Annotated in this window: 9 protein-coding genes; all 9 read left to right on the plus strand. The window is 74.9% G+C overall.

Translation table 11 applies throughout. The annotated features are described in order from the left end of the window. Positions 1–24: 24 nt before the first annotated feature. Positions 25–696 carry a tetratricopeptide repeat protein gene (locus O0S08_RS19885; RefSeq protein WP_269040775.1) on the plus strand — a complete coding sequence of 224 codons (672 nt, stop codon included), beginning with the start codon at positions 25–27 and terminating at the stop codon, positions 694–696. 71 nt (positions 697–767) lie between these two features. Next, on the plus strand, positions 768–3,941 hold the full coding sequence (locus tag O0S08_RS19890) for a hypothetical protein (RefSeq protein ID WP_269040776.1): 3,174 nt from the start codon (positions 768–770) through the stop codon (positions 3,939–3,941). A gap of 221 nt (positions 3,942–4,162) precedes the next feature. Further along, positions 4,163–6,391 carry a sulfatase-like hydrolase/transferase gene (locus O0S08_RS19895; protein ID WP_269040777.1) on the plus strand — a complete coding sequence of 743 codons (2,229 nt, stop codon included), beginning with the start codon at positions 4,163–4,165 and terminating at the stop codon, positions 6,389–6,391. Between the two features lie 12 nt (positions 6,392–6,403). Then, positions 6,404–7,402, plus strand: coding sequence for a hypothetical protein (locus O0S08_RS19900; RefSeq protein WP_269040778.1), 999 nt, complete (start codon positions 6,404–6,406; stop codon positions 7,400–7,402). Then, positions 7,399–8,121, plus strand: a complete 723-nt coding sequence (locus O0S08_RS19905; RefSeq protein ID WP_269040779.1) for a 16S rRNA (uracil(1498)-N(3))-methyltransferase — start codon at positions 7,399–7,401, stop codon at positions 8,119–8,121. Before O0S08_RS19900 ends, O0S08_RS19905 begins: the two co-directional genes overlap by 4 nt. Before the next feature lie 275 nt (positions 8,122–8,396). Continuing rightward, the gene (locus O0S08_RS19910; RefSeq protein ID WP_269040780.1) at positions 8,397–9,872 is read left to right on the plus strand and encodes an alkaline phosphatase family protein; all 1,476 of its coding nucleotides are present in this window, start codon (positions 8,397–8,399) and stop codon (positions 9,870–9,872) included. A 142-nt stretch (positions 9,873–10,014) separates the two neighbouring features. After that, positions 10,015–10,788, plus strand: a complete 774-nt coding sequence (locus O0S08_RS19915; protein WP_269040781.1) for a hypothetical protein — start codon at positions 10,015–10,017, stop codon at positions 10,786–10,788. Positions 10,789–10,861: 73 nt separating this feature from the next. Next, positions 10,862–13,441 (plus strand): heavy metal translocating P-type ATPase, encoded by a 2,580-nt coding sequence (locus O0S08_RS19920; RefSeq protein WP_269040782.1) that lies wholly within the window; start codon positions 10,862–10,864, stop codon positions 13,439–13,441. Positions 13,442–13,792: 351 nt separating this feature from the next. Then, positions 13,793–15,430, plus strand: coding sequence for an acyl-CoA dehydrogenase family protein (locus tag O0S08_RS19925; RefSeq protein ID WP_269040783.1), 1,638 nt, complete (start codon positions 13,793–13,795; stop codon positions 15,428–15,430). The last annotated feature ends 895 nt before the right edge of the window (positions 15,431–16,325 follow it).

The raw sequence follows: 16,325 nt of genomic DNA on the forward strand, positions 1-16,325 counted from the left end.
AGCGCCGTGGTATTCCTGCCGGCGATGCGCAGCTCGCTCCTCGCCGTCATCCTCGTCGCGCTCGCCGGTTGCCGCCCGCACGGCAACACCCAGAACCCCAAGTTCGCGGCGGCCGCCGAGACGCACGACCCGATCGCCGTGTACGAGGCGCTCGAGGCCCAGATCGACGCCCAGACCGACACCCCGTCCGACCGCGAGGACGCCTACGCGCTGATCACCAGCTGGGAAGAGGACACCCCGGCCTACGCGTTCGCCCGCGCCGCCATCGCCGGCCGGCTGGCGGAGAACCGCGGGTTGCAGGCGGGCGGCCTGGTGACCGAGGCCGAGGCGTACGCCCGCAAGGTCCGCGAGAAGGAGCCCGACTTCCGCGAGGGCGCGGCGACGCATCTGCTCGGCTCGCTGTATGTGGCGGCGCCGTCGCGGCTGCTCAAGCACGGCGACTCGGAGACGGGGATCGAGCTGCTCGAGAAGGAGGTCGAGGCGCACCCGGAGCGGCCGATCGGCCAGCTGCGCCTGGCCAGCGGCTACATCACTCTCGGCGACGCGGACTCGGCCAAGGAGCCGCTGTGCGCGGCCAAGGGCATGGAAGAGCGGCTCGGCGCGGGCGACCGGCGGTTGCTGGCCAAGCTGATCGAGGAGGCGGGCGGCGCGGCGGCGCTGGCCTGTCCGGCGCCGGTCGGCGGGGCCGGGGAATGACGACCGCCGCCGGCGGAGGCGGCCCGCGCCGGTCCGATCGGACATGGCGGAAAGCGCTGGTCGCTTGGGCCATGTTATTTGGGACAGGTACGGTGGCGTGTCACTCGCGCCTGCCGCGGCTGTCCGAGCAGGGCCGCCATGAAGAGGTGGTGGCGCGGGCCGGGCAGGCGCGGATCTTGCCGCGCGGCAAGGCGGCGCGGGCGTGGGCCCGCTCGCTGGTGGCGCTCGGGCGGCCGGAGGAGGCGCGGGCGGTGCTGCTCCGCGACTTCCGCAAGCACGCGGAGCTGCCGTCGCTGGTGGCGCTCGCCGATCTCGAGGCGGCCGAGGGCCTGACCGGGCTGGCGGCGGCGCACTACGCCCGCGCGGCCAGCCTCGAGACCGATCCGCTGGCAGGGCGGAGCGACGTCTGCGAGCTGTTCCGCCGGCGGGCGGCGCGGTTTCTGGCCGAGGGCGAGGCGCTGGCGGCCGATCTCGACCTGCGGCGGGTGGCGATGATCTGTCCCAAAGGCAAGTCGAGCGCCGACGAGGTGCAGTGGCGAGCCGACCGCGCGCTGCACGAACAGGTGGTGGCGGCGGCGAAGATCCAGGCGCGCGCCCAGCGGACCCTGGCCGGCTGCGAGGGCGAGCGCTGCCGGCCGCCGTCGCTCGATGCGCGCACGCAGGCGCTCGCGCAGGCGCTCGCGCAGGCGCGAGAGGCCGGGCCGGCGGCGCTGCGCGAGGCGGCCGGCCGCCTGGCGGTCCAGCTCGAGCCTGCCGACGTGGCCGACCTGCTGGCGGCGGAGCTGCGCGGCGAGCTGGGGCTCGACCTGGTCGACCTCGACGAGCTGCGCGGGTGGATCGGCGAGTCGGCGGCGGCCGACGTGGTCGCGGCGGCCGACGCCCGGGTGTCGCAGCTGGCGCGCGACTACGTGCGGCTGCGGCTGGCGCAGCTGGGGCCCGGCTACGAGCTGCCGGGGGACGACGCGGCGCGGTCGACTGCGAGCATTGTGATCCGCCTGCTCGACGCGGCCGACGACGACCCGGGGGCCGCAGCGATGAGCTGGCGGGTGTTCGTGCTGCTCGGAGATCTGCCGAGCGCCGAGATGGCGCTGACGGGCAGCCTCGGCGGCCGCGCCGCCCCGGGACGCGCGGCGGCGGTGGCCGACGACCTCGCCCGCGAGACGGCCGGCGGCGCGAGTCTGTCCTCTGGGACAGGCGAGCCGGCGAGCGGAAAATCAGGCGCGAAGCGTTCTCCGGGGACAGGCGGTCCGGCGAGCGGGAAGTCGGCTTCGGGGAGTAAGAGCCTGTCCCCTGAGACAGGTACAGCCGCGAGCGAAAGGGCGGGCGCGGGCGTGAGTCTGTCTCCTGGGACAGGTGGTCCCGCGACCGGTCCGTCGAGCGGGGCAGGCAGTGGCTCGGCGCAGCGGGCCGTTCCGCCGCCCGCGCTGTGGTCGGCGCGCGTGGCCGTCGACGCGTCGACGTTGCCGAGGCTGTTGCAGCTGGCCCGCCTGCGCGGGGCAGCCGGGCGGCACGATCAGGCGGTGTCGATCGCCGCGTGGGCGCTGGCCGAGGGGCAGGCGCGCGGGGTGACGGGGATCGCCGAGCTGGCCGCTGCCGAGGCCCGACACGAGCTGGCCGGGGGTCGGCCGTGGGCGGCGCTGAGCCTCGCCACTGTGGTCCGTAGCGCGCCGACCGACGACGTCGTGCGCGCGGCCGGCTCGGCGATCGTGCTCGAGCAGGCGGCCTGCGGCGGGCGCTGCGGCGACGCCGACGACCGCGCGGCGGTCGTGCAGGTGTTCGGAGAGACATGGCTCTCGGAGCAGGAGCGGCGCGCGACCGAGGCCGCGCACGCGCGCGCGCCGGCGAGCCCTCGGGGGGCCGCGTGCCCGCTGCTGGCGGAGTCGCTGGCGCCGGGGGCGAGCGGCCCGCTGGCGGCGACGCTGCGGCGCGCGCGGACCGAGGGCCTCGGCGCGCCGGAGCTCGGCGAGGCGCTGCGGGAGGTGATCGAGGCCGACTTGACGCTCGACTGCGCCGGGCGGGTCGCGGTGCCGCTGATGTACGCCGCCGACACGAGGGTGGCCGCGGAGGCGCTGGCGGACAACCTGGCCCACGTGCCGCAGGAGATCGCCGCGGGGCAGCTGGCGCTGCAAGCGGAGCTGGCGCTGATCCTCGGCCGGCGCGATCACGCCGATCAGCTGGCCCAGGCGGCCGGGGCGGCGTCGGCCGATCCGCGCGCGGTGTGGCGGCGAGCGGCGCGGATGGCCGCCTGGATCGACGCCCGCCACTACGAGCTGCTGGCGCTGCGCCAGCTGCTGCTGCACGGGGCCGAGGCTGGCGAGGCCGACGAGGTCCGGCTGCGCCTGGCCGTGCGAGCGGTGCGGGACGCCAACGACGCCTGGGCGCCGCGCCGGTCCGAGGCCGGCCGAGAGGCGCTGCTCCGCGGGGTCGAGAGCTTCCTCGCCGAGGTCCCGCCGGCCCGCCGCTGGCACGCCCGCGAGGCGCTGGCGCTGGCGCTGGCCGAGTTCGAGTGGACCGACGAGCAGGCCGCCGCGCTGGTCCGCGCGGCGGTGTGGCCGGAGCTGTCGGTGGTGCTCACGCACCCGGCGGGGTTCCGCCAGCTCGAGCGGGCCTTCGGCGGCGACGTCCCCGGGATCACCGCGCCGGCGCTGGCCCCGGCGCAGCTGGCGGCCGCGCTGGCGCCGCTGAAGCCGCTCGGCGATCCCCGGCTGGCTGGCGCGAAGGACATGTCTTCAGGGACAGGTTCTAAAAGGCCTGGCGCGAAGAGCATGTCTGAAGGGGCAGGCAAGCCTGGCGCGAAGAGCATGGCCGATGGCGCAGGGGCGGCGAGCGGCGCTGGCGCGAAGGACATGGCCGAAGGGGCAGGCAAGCCCGGAGCGGCGGACGGCGCCGCCGCGAGCGCGCTGCCGGTCGAGGCCGAGGCGTTCTGCGCCGTCGACGCGCTGCAGCCGGCGAGGCTGGCTGCCCTGCGCGGGTCGAGCGGCCCGGCGAGGGTGCGGGCGGCCGCGGCCCTGGCCGTCACCGGCGACGCGGCGACCCGCAAGCAGGCGCTGCAGCTGCTGGTCGCCGGCCTCGAGCCGGCCCGTCGCGCGGCCGTGCTCGACGCGGTGAGCGTCGGCCTGGCCGCCGCGCCCGGACGCGAGGCGGCGCCGATGGTGGTGGGCGACGACGACCTGCTGGCGATCGTGTTCGGGCTGGTCCGCGACCCCGCCCGCCGGCCGCGCGAGATCAAGGGGCAGGACGGATGACGGGCGGCGCTCGCCCATGTCGTTCACAGCAGGAACCTCGGGCCATGGACTTCGGGCCAGATCGACGCGAAGACGGGGCGCAGGGCGCCGCGGGCAGAAGCGACGCGAGCGGCCTTCGCGGCCCGCCTGGGCTGGACGTGGCGAGTTCGGTGGGCCTTCCGTGCGCGGCGAGCTCGGGTAAGCCCTCGAGGACATGCTGGAAAGAGCATGTGCTTCGGGGCATGTTTTTTATGACATGTCTCTTCGGACCTGCCTGCGAGGCCACCAAGTCCGAGCCCGCGCCGGCCCCGACGGCGGCGCCGCGGCCGGCCGCGCCGGCGCCGGTGGCCCGGATCGTGACGGCCGACCTGTGGCAGGACCTGATCGCGCAGCGGCCGGGGGCGCTGACGCTGGTCGACGGGCGGCTGGTGGTCGAGCTCGGGCGGGTGCAGGCGCGGGCCAACCTCGATCTCGGGACGGGCGCGGCGATCCGGCTCGGCGAGGAGTTCGGCGAGGAGCGCGGGGCGCTGGTGTTCGGCGCCGGGGGCACGCTGACGCTGCCGCTCGACGGCGAGCTGGCGCCGAAGCTGCACCCCGACAGCGACGGCCAGCCGGGGCTGGCGATGGCGGTGACGCTGCGGTCGATGGTGCCGGGGCAGGCGGTCACGGCGCTGTGGAACGAGCAGCCGCTGGCGCACCTGTCCATCGGGGAAGAGTGGGAGCGGCGCACGTTCTCGCTGCCGCCGGCGCTGGTGCGCGCGGGCGAGAACCGGCTGCGGCTGCACTTCTCGCGCCTGGGCCGCGGGGGCCAGCCGAGCGCGGCGATCCAGCGGGTCGAGGTGGGGCCGCGCGCGGCGATCGTCGCCGGACCGGCGCCCCAGGCCGGCGGGTACCGGGTGCACGCCGGCGACGGCGACGAGGTCTCGCTCGACCTGGCCCAGGGGACATCTCTGGTGTTCTACGCGCTGGCGCCCCGGCGCGGGCGGCTGCGGGTCGAGGGCCGCGGCGAGCTGGCGGTGCTGGTGAGCACCGACGCCGAGCACCGCGAGGGCCGGCCGCCGGCGCTGCTGCTCGACGGGGCGCTGGGGCCGGCGGGTCGCGACCTCGACCTCTCGGGCTACGGCGGGCAGCCGCTGCGGATCGAGGTGCGCGCGCCGGCGGGCGGGGAGGGGGCGACGCTGCGGGTGCTGCAGCTGGTCGCGGGCCGCTCGCGGCCGGTCGATCGCCGCGAACGCAAGCCGCGTGACCTGATCGTGCTCGCGGTCGAGGGCGCCCGCGCGGACGATTTGCTCGGGGTGCTGCTCGGCGGGCCGCGGTTCCCGGCGGTCGAGCGGCTGGCGGCCGAGTCGCTGGTGTTCGAGCGCGCGTACGCGGTGTCGCCGTGGGCGGTGCCGACCCACGCGGCGCTGCTGTCGTCGGTGCCGCCGCCGGGCCACGCGACGGTGCGCGGGACGTTCGTCGCCGACGGCCAGGTGCTGCTGCCCGAGCTGCTCGATCGGGCAGGTTATTACGGGGTCGGGGTCGCGGCCAACGCCGACTTCAACGCCGAGCGCGGTCTGGTCCAGGGCCTCGACTTCGTCCGTAATATGACCCAAGGGACAGGTGCGGGGAAGGACGCGCGATCGGTGGTGCGCGCGGCGCTCGAGGCGATCGCCGGCAAGCCGCCGCCGCGGTTCGTGTACGCCGACGTGGCCGATCCGCAGGCGCCGTACGATCCGCCGCGCGAGCACGTCGGCGGGCCGCCGCCGCCCGACGCGCCGCTGCCACACCTGACTCATTTGTGGCTCGGACGGGTGCGCGCCGGCCGGGTGGTGGCCGAGCCGGCGCAGCGGGACTACGTGCGCCGGCTGTACCGCGGCGAGCTGCAGGTGGTCGACGCGGCGCTCGCCGATCTGCTGGCGGCGATGGAGGAGCAGGGCGGGCTCGACGAGGCGGCGCTGGTGCTGGTCGGGCTGCACGGCGAGGAGTTCTTCGAGCACGGCGGGGCGCTGCACGGGTTCTCGCTGCACGAGGAGAGCCTGCGGGTGCCGCTCGTCATCCGCGCTCCGGCCCTCCTCGCGCCCGGCCGGGTGACGGCGCCGGTCGATCTGCTCGACCTGGCGCCGACCCTGGCCGACCTGCTGGGCCTGCCGTTCCCGCCGCAGTGGCAGGGCGACAGCCTGGTGCCCCTCATCGACGACCCCCAGCCGCCGCCCCGGCTGGTGGTGGCGTACCTGGGCGACGGGGCGCGCGCGGCGGTCCTCGGCGACTACAAGCTCATCGTCGGCAGCGGCCGCGACGCGCAGCGCCTGTACGACCTCGCGGCCGATCCCGGGGAGACCCGCGACCTCGAGGTCGACGGCGGGATCGCGCTCCGGCTGACCCGCACGGCCCTGGCGTGGGAGATGGCGGCCGAAGGGCGGTGGAAGCGGAGCCGCTGGGGGACCGGCGCGGACCTCAAGCCGGCCTTTGCGCTCGACCACGGGATGTAGTAATCGCCGCGCATGGCATCCGGCCCCGCTCTCCTCGAGTCGATCCCCAAACTCGTCGCCGCTCGTGACGCCGCGGCGCTCGTCGCCCTGCAGGACCACGACGACAAACAGGTCCGCAAGGCCGCGCGCAAGGCGATCCACACGCTGCGCAGCAAGGGCGTCACGATCCCCGAGGCCGAGGCCCCGCGCGGCTGGTCCGCCGGCGACCTGAACGACCTCCGCGGCGACCTCGCGACCGTCGCGGTCGTCGACACCGAGAGCACACCGGGCCTGTGCCGGGTGATGATCAGCGCGCCGCAAGAGGAGCGCAGCTACCTGTGGGTGGCGGCGATCAGCGGCCGCGACCAGATCGTCGACTTCGCCACCTACGTGCAGACGGATGGCCAGCGCACGCGGATGATCCGCGACTGGGACCGCGGCAGCGACCGCCGCGTGCCCGCCGACTGGGCCCGCGCCCGGATCCGCTGGGCCCGCGAGCAGACGCTGTCGTCCGGCTTCGCGGTGCCGCGCCAGCTCGACGACATGCTCGTCCACCTCGGCGAGGCGCCGGCCAGCCGCCCGACCAGCTTCCTCGACGGCGTGCTGCCCCCCGTCGACTTCGCGCCCGACAAGGACAACGTGGTCATGGTCCTCGCCAACGCGCGCGTGAACCTGTGGCCGCCGGTGATCGACGTCGAGCCGATGATGCGCCGCGTCAACGAGCAGAACCCCGATCTCAACGAGCAGAGCCCGGAGGACGCCCGCTATGACGCGCTGCTCGCCGGCGCCCGCGGCGACGAGACGCTGCGCGCCGACCTCAAGGCCCAGATCGCCAACCTGCTCGAGGACTCCGCAGTGACGCTGTGGCTGTCGGGCAACAGCGACGTCGAGGCCGCCAAGGTCCGCGTCCTCGCCTCGGAGATCCGCGCCGCCGCCGAGCCCGAGGCGCTGCCGTGGATCGGCCGCCTGCTCGGGTTCCAGATCGCCAGCACCTTCGCGTATCTGTCCCGCCAGCAGCAGCTCGGGCAGTGAACCTGATCCTGCTGCACCCTGACGAGCTCGCGCCGATCGACGCGGGCTCGCAGCGGGCTGTCCTTTCGGACAGGCGACTGCAGCACCTGCGCGAGGTCCTGCGCGCGCGCGTCGGCGACGAGGTCGGCGTCGGCGTCGAGGGCGGGGCGATCGGCCGGGCCACCATCGTCGCCCTCGACGCGCACGCAGCCGAGCTGCAGGTGCACCTCGCCGAACCACCGCCGGCCGCGCTCGACGTCACTCTGGCGCTGGCGCTGCCGCGCCCGCCGACGCTGCGCAAGGTGCTGCAGCAGGCCACTGCGCTCGGGGTCAAGCGCTTCGCGCTGTTCCGGGCCGAGCGAGTCGAACGCAGCTACTTCTCGAGCCACGGCCTGCACGCGAGCGCGATCGCGGAGGACCTCCGCCTCGGCCTCGAGCAGGCCCGCGACACGATCGTGCCGACGGTCGAGGTCCACCCCGAACACTTCGGCCGGTTCGTCCGCGAACGCCTGCCGGCGCTGAGCGAGGGCCGCACGCTGCTGGTGGCCCACCCGGGCGCTCCGACGCAGTGCCCGCGGACGCCGATCGGGCCGACGACGCTGATCGTCGGCCCCGAGGGCGGGTTCATCCCGGCCGAGGTGGCCGCGCTGGCGTCCGTGGCCCAGGCGATCGACCTGGGGCCGCGGATCTTGCGAGTGGAGACGGCGGTGGTGGCGCTGCTGGCCCGCCTGTCGCCGTGACGACTGAGCGAGCGCCGTCCCGATCGGCGCGACGGTCGACCTCCGAAGTTGCGGGGAGCGCCGCCGACCGAGCCCGAAGATCGTCGATGGGCGACTTCCGAAGTCGGCGGGACGGCGGGCCGATCGAGCGGGTCGGAGGTCGTCGACGTGGCGGTCGACCTCCGAAGTTGCGGGGAGCGCCGGGTCGGGCCTCCTGATGCGCGGGAGGCCGTGGCATCGTCGGCGCGCCGGTCGGCCTCGACACGCGCGGGGCGCCGGTCTAGCGTGCCGGGCGGGTGATCGCGCTCCGCACCAACCCCGCGACCCGCTGGCTGCTCGGTGCGGCCGTGCTGGCGAGCCTGGCCCTCGGCGCCAACCCGGCCCGCAAGGCGTTCGTGCGCGCGCTCGTCGGGCGCGATGGACAGGTCCCGATGGACATGTTCCTCGGGACATCCTCGGGCCCGGGCCTGGCGCCGGCGCAGCACGTGCGGGTGGTGCTGCTCGACGGCCTCGGAGCGGCGACCGCGAGCGGGTTGCCGGCGCTGTCGGCGGTGTGCGCCGCGGGCCAGGAGCTGCGGATCGACGTCGGCTTCCCGACGGTCTCGCTGCCGGTGCAGGCGGCCCTGTGGACCGGGCGGACGCAGCAGCAGTCGGGCCTGCAGTACCGGGCGACGCAGCTCGAGGCGCCGCCGGCCGGCGCGACGCCGTCGCAGGTGCCGGGCAGCGTGGCGCTGGCGGAGTCGCACCCCGAGATCGTCCGCTCCTTCGGCTTCACCAGCACGCGCCCCGATCCGGCCCGCGATCCCGAGGACCCGGAGGCGTGGCGGGCCGCGTTCCCCGAGCAGGCGGTGCAGGCGGTGGCGTCGTCGTCGCGACTCGTGCATGTGCACGTGCTGCGCGTCGACGAGGCCGGGCACGCGGCGGGCGCGGCCTCGTCGGCCTACACGGAGGCGGTGCGCGGCGCCGACGAGCTGCTCGGCCGCCTGCGAGCGGCCTCGCCGGCCGATGCGCTGTGGGTCGTGCTCGCGGATCACGGGCATCGCCCCGCGGGCGGGCACGGGGGCGAGGAGCCGGAGATCCGGATCGTCCGCGGCTGCGTCGCCGGGCCGGGGATCGCCCCGTCGCCGACGGTCGCATCGATCCACCTCGTCGACCTCGCGCGGGCTCTCGCCGACGCTCTGGGGGCCGAACTCCCCAGCGACGCTCGCGGTCGACGGTGGTCCGACGCGCTGGCCGACCCGGCTCCCGGGGTGACCCTGCCGCGTCCGGGGGCGATGCGCGTCGCGATCGCAGGCCTGCTGGCGATACTGGCGATCGGCTGGGGTGTGCGATCGGACAGGTCGAGCCGGTGGTGGCCGCGGGTGCCGTGGGCGCTGCTGGTGGCCCTCGTCGGGATCGGGGTGATGCACGGGTGGCCCTCGCTGTCGGACCCGCCGGTGTTCGCCCCCCGCGGCCTGCAGCTGTGGCTCGCGTGCGTGCCCGCGGCCGTGCTCGCGCTGGGGCTCGGCCTCGCAGGGCAGTCGCCGCGGGCCCAGCTCGCCCCGGCGCTGGGGCTGTTCGCCGCGGCGCTGGTGCTGTGTCGCGCCCCGGAGGCGTGGCTCTTGCCGGGCCTCGGCCTCGGCGAGGCCGGTCCGCCGTTGATGCCCCGCTGGAGCGCGACGGTCAGCGTGTTGTTCGTGGTGGTCCGCAGCGTCGCCGAGGGCGCTGCGCTGGCGTGGCTGCTGCGCCCGCTGGGCACGCGGCTGCGCTCGCGGACGCGGGCTGGTGCATGACGCGGGGTGTATGGCCACACGGGTCGCAAACTGGGCCCTGCATCGGTGAAGCATCCGCGGGCGATCGTGCTTGACGCTCCCCGCGCGGGGTGGGATTGCTTGTTCTGGCGCGACAGATGTCGTGCGCGGAGGTACGACGGCGATGCTTTTCCAAGGTGGCTTGCGAGTGGTGTTGTGTGGCGGGCTTCTCGTTGCGACCGCCGGCTGCGGCGACGATGACAACCAGACCACCGGGTTCTCCGGGTTCGTGACCGCCAACCCGACCAGCGCGACGAACCCGAACACCACCCCCGGCAACACCACGCCGGGGACCAGCGAGACCACCAACGATCCGTCGGGCGACCCCGGAACCAGCACCGCGCCGGTCGATCCGAGCACTGGCGTCGAGCCGACCACCTCGACCACCACCCCGCCGACGGCGACCAGCGAGCCGCCGGCGACGACCGCGGAGGAGACGACCGACGAGACGACGTCGAGCTCCTCGTCGAGCTCCAGCTCGTCCTCGAGCTCGTCCTCGAGCTCCAGCTCGACGACCGACGACACGAGCTCGAGCTCGAGCTCGAGCACGACGATGATGATGACGACCGACCCGCCGCCGACGAAAGATCCGCAGCCGGCCACGGGCCTGTACTCGAACTGCTTCCCCAGCGAAGTCTGCAACGGGCTCAACGGCGGCGGCTGCCTCAGCCTGCAGGACGCGGACATGGTCGCGTTCGACGGCTTCTGCACGGTCCTCTGCCAGACCGAGGCGCAGTGCACGCCGAAGCCCAACAGCCCGGCGGTCACCAAGTGCCTCAACATCGACGCCATGCAGAAGGCGTGCTTCCTCGAGTGCGTGACCGACGCCGACTGCCCGACCGGCATGTCCTGCGAGCTGGTCGGCCTGCCCAACGGCGACGGCAGCTACTGCTGGTGAGCCGGCGCGGTGACATGACTCAAGGGCCAGGTCACCGGCCCCCGCCGCCTCGCTCGGCTATGCTCCCGCCCGCGTGAACGTCCCCGCCAGCGCCGCCGCGCCCGAGTCCGTCGATCTGGCGCTGACGGGGATGCGCTGTGCCAACTGCGCGCAGACGATCGAGCGCGCGCTGGCGCGGGTGCCCGGCGTGGCGGCGGCGCAGGTCAACTTCGCCAGCGAGACCGCCTCGGTCGCGCTCGCGCCGACGAGCCCGGCGACCCGCGGCGCGCTGGTGGCGGCGGTCGAGGGCGCGGGCTTCGGGGTGATCGCCGGGGCCGACGCGACCGACCTGTCCGCAGAGACAGCCGCGCGCGCGGCTGAACTCAAGGCCAGCTGGCGTCGCTTCGCCGTGGGCGCGGCGTGCACGGCCCCGCTCATGGCGATCAGCATGGCCCGCGACTTCGGGGCGCTGGCGGACCGGCCGGCGCTGCCGTGGGTGATGCTGGCGCTGACGCTGCCGGTGCTCTTCTACACCGGGGGCCCGAACTTCCGCGGGGCCGCCCGGGCGCTGGGCGCCGGCCGGGCCAACATGGACGTGCTGGTGGCGCTCGGGGCCGGGGTGGCGTTCGTCGCCAGCGTGCCGGTGGTGCTCGCGCCGGCGGCCGGGCACCACCTGTACTTCGAGACAGCCGCGGCGATCGTCACCCTGGTCGCGCTCGGCCGCCTGCTCGAGGCCCGCGCCCGCGGCCGCGCCGGCGAGGCGTTGCGCTCGCTGCTGGCGCTGCGACCGCGCAAGGCCCGGGTCATCCGCGACGACGTCGAGGTCGAGCTGCCCGCCGAGGCGGTCAAGGTCCGCGACGTGGTGGTGGTCCGCCCCGGCGAGGCCATCCCCGTCGACGGCCGCGTGCTCGAGGGCGAGTCGGCGGTCGACGAGAGCATGCTGACCGGCGAGAGCATGCCGGTCCGCAAGGCCGTCGGCGACGCGGTGGCCGGCGGGACGATCAACGGCCCCGGGCTCCTGCGCGTGACTGCGACCCGCGTCGGCGCGGCCACTGCGCTGTCGCAGATCGTCCGCCTGGTGCGCGCGGCCCAGGCCAGCAAGGCGCCGGTGCAGGCGCTGGTCGACCGGATCGCGGGAGTGTTCGTGCCGGTGGTGGTGGCGCTGGCGCTCCTGACCTTCGGGACATGGCTCCTGGTCTCCTCGCACGGGGCCGCGCACGCGCTGATGCGGGCGGTGGCGGTGCTGGTGATCGCGTGCCCGTGCGCGCTCGGCCTGGCGACGCCGACCGCGATCGTGGTCGCCACCGGGGTCGCGGCGCGCCGCGGGGTGCTGTTCAAGAACAGCGCGGCGCTCGAGGCGATGCGGGCGGTCCGCGTGGTGGTGTTCGACAAGACCGGGACGCTGACGCTCGGCCGCCCGGAGTTGCAGGCGATCACGCCGGCGCCGGACGTCGGCGAGGACGAGCTGCTGGCGCTGGCGGCCTCGGCCGAGCAGGGCAGCGAGCACCCGCTGGGGCGCGCGATCGTGGTGGCCGCTCGCGCCCGCGGGGTGGGGCTGTCGGCGCCGACCGGGGTGCGAGCGATCGGCGGGCGAGGGCTGCGCGCGCTGGTCGACGGCGCGGAGGTGTGGATCGGGACGCAGGCCTGGATCGAGGCGCAAGGTGTCTCGTTGGACATGGCCGAAGGGACGGGCGATGGGTCAGGCCTCGGGTCGAAGGGTGCTGGCGGGAACTCGAGTGTCTCTCAGGACATGTCTCAAAGGTCCGGCGATGCAGCGATGCCTCGGCCGCACGGCGCCGGCGCGCGTGTCCCTCGGGATCTGTCTGAAGCGGCCGGTGACGCGGCGAGGCTCGCCGAGGAGTTGAAAAGTGTCTCCCAGGACAGGTTTGAACAGGCTCGCGATGTGGCGAAGCGTGGCGGAGATAGTGTCTCTCGGGACATGTTGGAAAAGACCGATCCGGAGATCTGCGGGGCGTCGGCGGCAGGGCGCGTAGATGTCTCTTCGGACATGTCCAAAGGGGTAGACGAGCAGCCGGGCCACACGCGCGTGCACGTGGCCCGGGGCGGCCGCTACCTCGGGGCGATCGCGCTGGCCGACGCGCCGCGGCCGGAGGCGCGCGAGGTGGTGGCGGCGCTGCGCGGGCAGGGGTTGCGGGTGGCGCTGCTGACGGGCGACCGGCAGGCGACGGGGCGGGCGATCGCGGCGGCGGTCGGCATCGACGCGGCGGAGGTGTTCGCGGAGGTGCTGCCGGCCGATAAGGCAGCCACCGTGGCGGCGCTGCAGCGCTCCGGGCGGGTGGCGATGGTGGGCGACGGGGTCAACGACGCGCCGGCGCTGGTGCAGGCGGACGTCGGCGTGGCGATCGGCAGCGGCACCGACGTCGCGGTCGACGCCGCCGACGTGACGCTGCTGCGTAGCGACCTGCGCGGGCTGCTCGACGCGCTGACCATCGGCAGGGCGACGGTCCGCACGATCCGCCGCAACCTGTTCTGGGCCTCGGCCTACAACCTCGTGCTGATCCCGATCGCGGCCGGCGCGCTGTACCCGCTGAGCGGCTTGCCGCAGTGGCTGCGCGCGCTCGACCCGGCGCTCGCGGCCGGCGCGATGGCGCTGTCGAGCGTGACTGTGGTGCTCAGCAGCCTGGCTCTGCGCCGGGTCGTCGCGGACCGCTGAGCGCGGGCCGCACCTCGAGCGTGACTGTGGTGCTCAGCAGCCTGGCTCTGCGCCGGGTCGTCGCGGACCGCTGAGCGCGGGCCGCACCTCGAGCGTGACTGTGGTGCTCGGCAGCCTCGCCCTGCGCCGGGTCGTCGCGGACCGCTGAGCGCGGGCCGCACCGCCGTCGAGCGTGACTGTGGTGCTCGGCAGCCTGGCCTTGCGCCCGGTCGCCGCGGAGCGTCGAGCGCGGGATCGGCGATGACCGCCGACTCGCAGGGGCGAGGCTCGCGGATGTACACGGGGCCGCTCGTGGGCCCGAAGCCGCCGCGTCCGATGCGAACGCGCGGCGATCCGTGCTACGGATCGCGTATGTTCTTCCAGGAGCCGCCGGGCCGCCCCGATCTGTACGCCAGCGACGAACCCTTGCACGCGCTGCTGCGCCGGCGCCTCCCGCCCGGGGTGCTGCAGGAGATCCGTCCGCAGTACGAGGCGCTCGGCCGGGCCACCAGCGGCGAGCTGTGGGACTGGATGATCCGCGCCGAGGCCGAGCCGCCGGTGCACGTGCCCTACGACCCGTGGGGCCGCCGGGTCGACGAGATCCGGACCTCGCCCGCGTGGGAGGAGCTGCGCAAGTTCTCGGCCCGCCACGGCCTGGTGGCGACCGGCTACGACGAGCGCCTCGGCGAGCACCGGCGCGTGGCGCAAGCTGTCCTCCTGTACCTGTTCTCGGGGACATCCGCGACCTACTCGTGCCCGCTGGCGATGACCGACGCGGCGACGCGGGTGCTGCTCGACCTGGCGCCGGGCGACCTGCGCGACCGGCTGGTCGCCGGGCTGACCTCGCGCGACCCCGACCGGTTCATCACCTCGGGGCAGTGGATGACCGAAAGGACAGGCGGCTCGGACGTCGGCAACAGCGAGACGATCGCGCGGCCGTCGCGGCTGGTCGGCGACGAGCGGCGCTACACGCTGCACGGGGTCAAGTGGTTCACGTCGGCGACGACGTCGGAGATGGCGCTGACTCTGGCGCGCATCGACGACGGCGGGACGACGCCGGGCTCGCGCGGCCTGTCGCTGTTCTGCGTCGAGATCGGGCGGGAGCCGGGGCGCGGCTGGAACGGCATCCAGGTCAACCGGCTCAAGGACAAGCTCGGCACCAAGGCGCTGCCGACGGCCGAGCTGACGCTCGACGGGGTCGAGGCGACGCTGATCGGCGAGCCCGGCCGCGGGGTGGCCAACATCTCGGGGATGCTGAACGTGACGCGCCTCTACAACGCGATCGCGTCGGCGTCGGGGATCCGCCGCGCCTGCGCGCTGGCCCGCGACTACGCGACGCGCCGCTCGGCGTTCGGGGCCCGGCTCATCGATCTGCCGCTGCACCAGACCACGCTCGACGACATGGACGCCGAGGCCGCGGCCGTGCTCGCGCTGGTGCTCGAGGGCGCGGCGCTGCTCGGCCGCACCGAGGCCGGCACCGCCACCGAGGCCGAGCGCCGGCGCCTGCGCGCGCTGATCCCGATCGCCAAGTTGACGACGGCGAAGCAGGCGGTGTCGATCGCCTCCGAGGCGCTCGAGTGCTTCGGCGGCGCCGGCTACGTCGAGGACACCGGCATGCCCCGCCTGCTCCGCGACGCCCAGGTGCTGACGATCTGGGAGGGCACGACCAACGTGCTGTCGCTCGACGTGCTGCGCGCGGAGGCCCGCGAGGGCGCGTTCACGGCCCTGGTCCAGGACCTGGCCGCCCGCGCCGAGCGCTCGTACGCCAACGTGGCGCCCGGCGACCTGGCGACCCTCCGCGCCGGCGTCCGTAGCCTGATCGCACAGGTCAAGACGAACATGTCCCGAGGGGAAGCCGCGATGCAGGCCGGCGCCCGCAAGATCGCCCTCGCCACCGGCTACCTCACCGAGGCGCTGCTGCTCGCGGAGGCTGCCGACGCCGAGCCGATCGCCGGCGAGCACCTGGCCCGCTTCGTGGCGCACCGCCTGCGCGGGCCGTTCGAGGGCTGAGCCTAGGGTGTGCCGATCCGGCGGCCTGTTCTTTGGAGCAGGTCGCCGTGGCCGTGCGCGGCGGTCGGTCGCGGCAGGCTCCTGTCCTTCGGAGCAGGTCGCGCGACGAGGGCCGCGAGGTCAGGCGACCAGCCGCTTGGCCAGGTCGAGTGGTTCTCCTGTCCCTTGGAGCAGGTCACCGAGTCGGCGGTGGAAAGGTCGGAGCAGGTCGCCTGGGGAGGCCCAAGAGGTTGGCGGCGCGAGTCGGGTGGAAGGCCGCGTTGGTTCCTGTCCTTCGAGCAGGTTGCCGAATCACGAGGTTGGCGGCGCGGGTCGGGGGATGAGAGGTCGCAGAGGATTCCTGTCCTTTCGAGCAGGTTGCCGAATCACGAGGTTGGCGGCGCGGGTCGGGGGATGAGAGGTCGCGGAGGATTCCTGTCCTTGCGAGCAGGTTGCCGATCACGAGGTTGGCGGCGCGAGTCGGCGGATGGGAGGTCGCGGGAGGTTCCTGTCCTTTCGAGCACGTGGCCGAATCGCGAGTTGGCGGCGTGAGTCGGCGGATGGGAGGTTGCGGGGTCCTCTGTCCTTCGGCAGGCTTACCCATCGGGCAGCGTCGAGGGGCGGGGAGGTCTCGAGGTCGGGTGCGAATCGGCCGGCGGAGGGTCACAGGGGCACCTGTCCTTCGGAGCATGTCGCCCGGGCAGGGCCCGCGAATGCGGCAGCGTCGAGGGCCGCGGCTGTGCTGGTCTTCGGAGCAAGTCACGGGTCCGCATCCGGTCGGGGGTCGGGGGCCGGCTCGCTTCCTCACGTGCGGGCGGTGAAACCTCGGACGTCCGTCGTCGCGTCTGCGGAGGGGCGTTCTGCTCGCTGCAGAGCGGTCCGATCGGGGAGCGGACCGTGCGGCCGCGACTTCGCC

This window comes from Nannocystis punicea (assembly GCF_026965555.1).
Lineage (GTDB): Bacteria > Myxococcota_A > Polyangia > Nannocystales > Nannocystaceae > Nannocystis > Nannocystis punicea.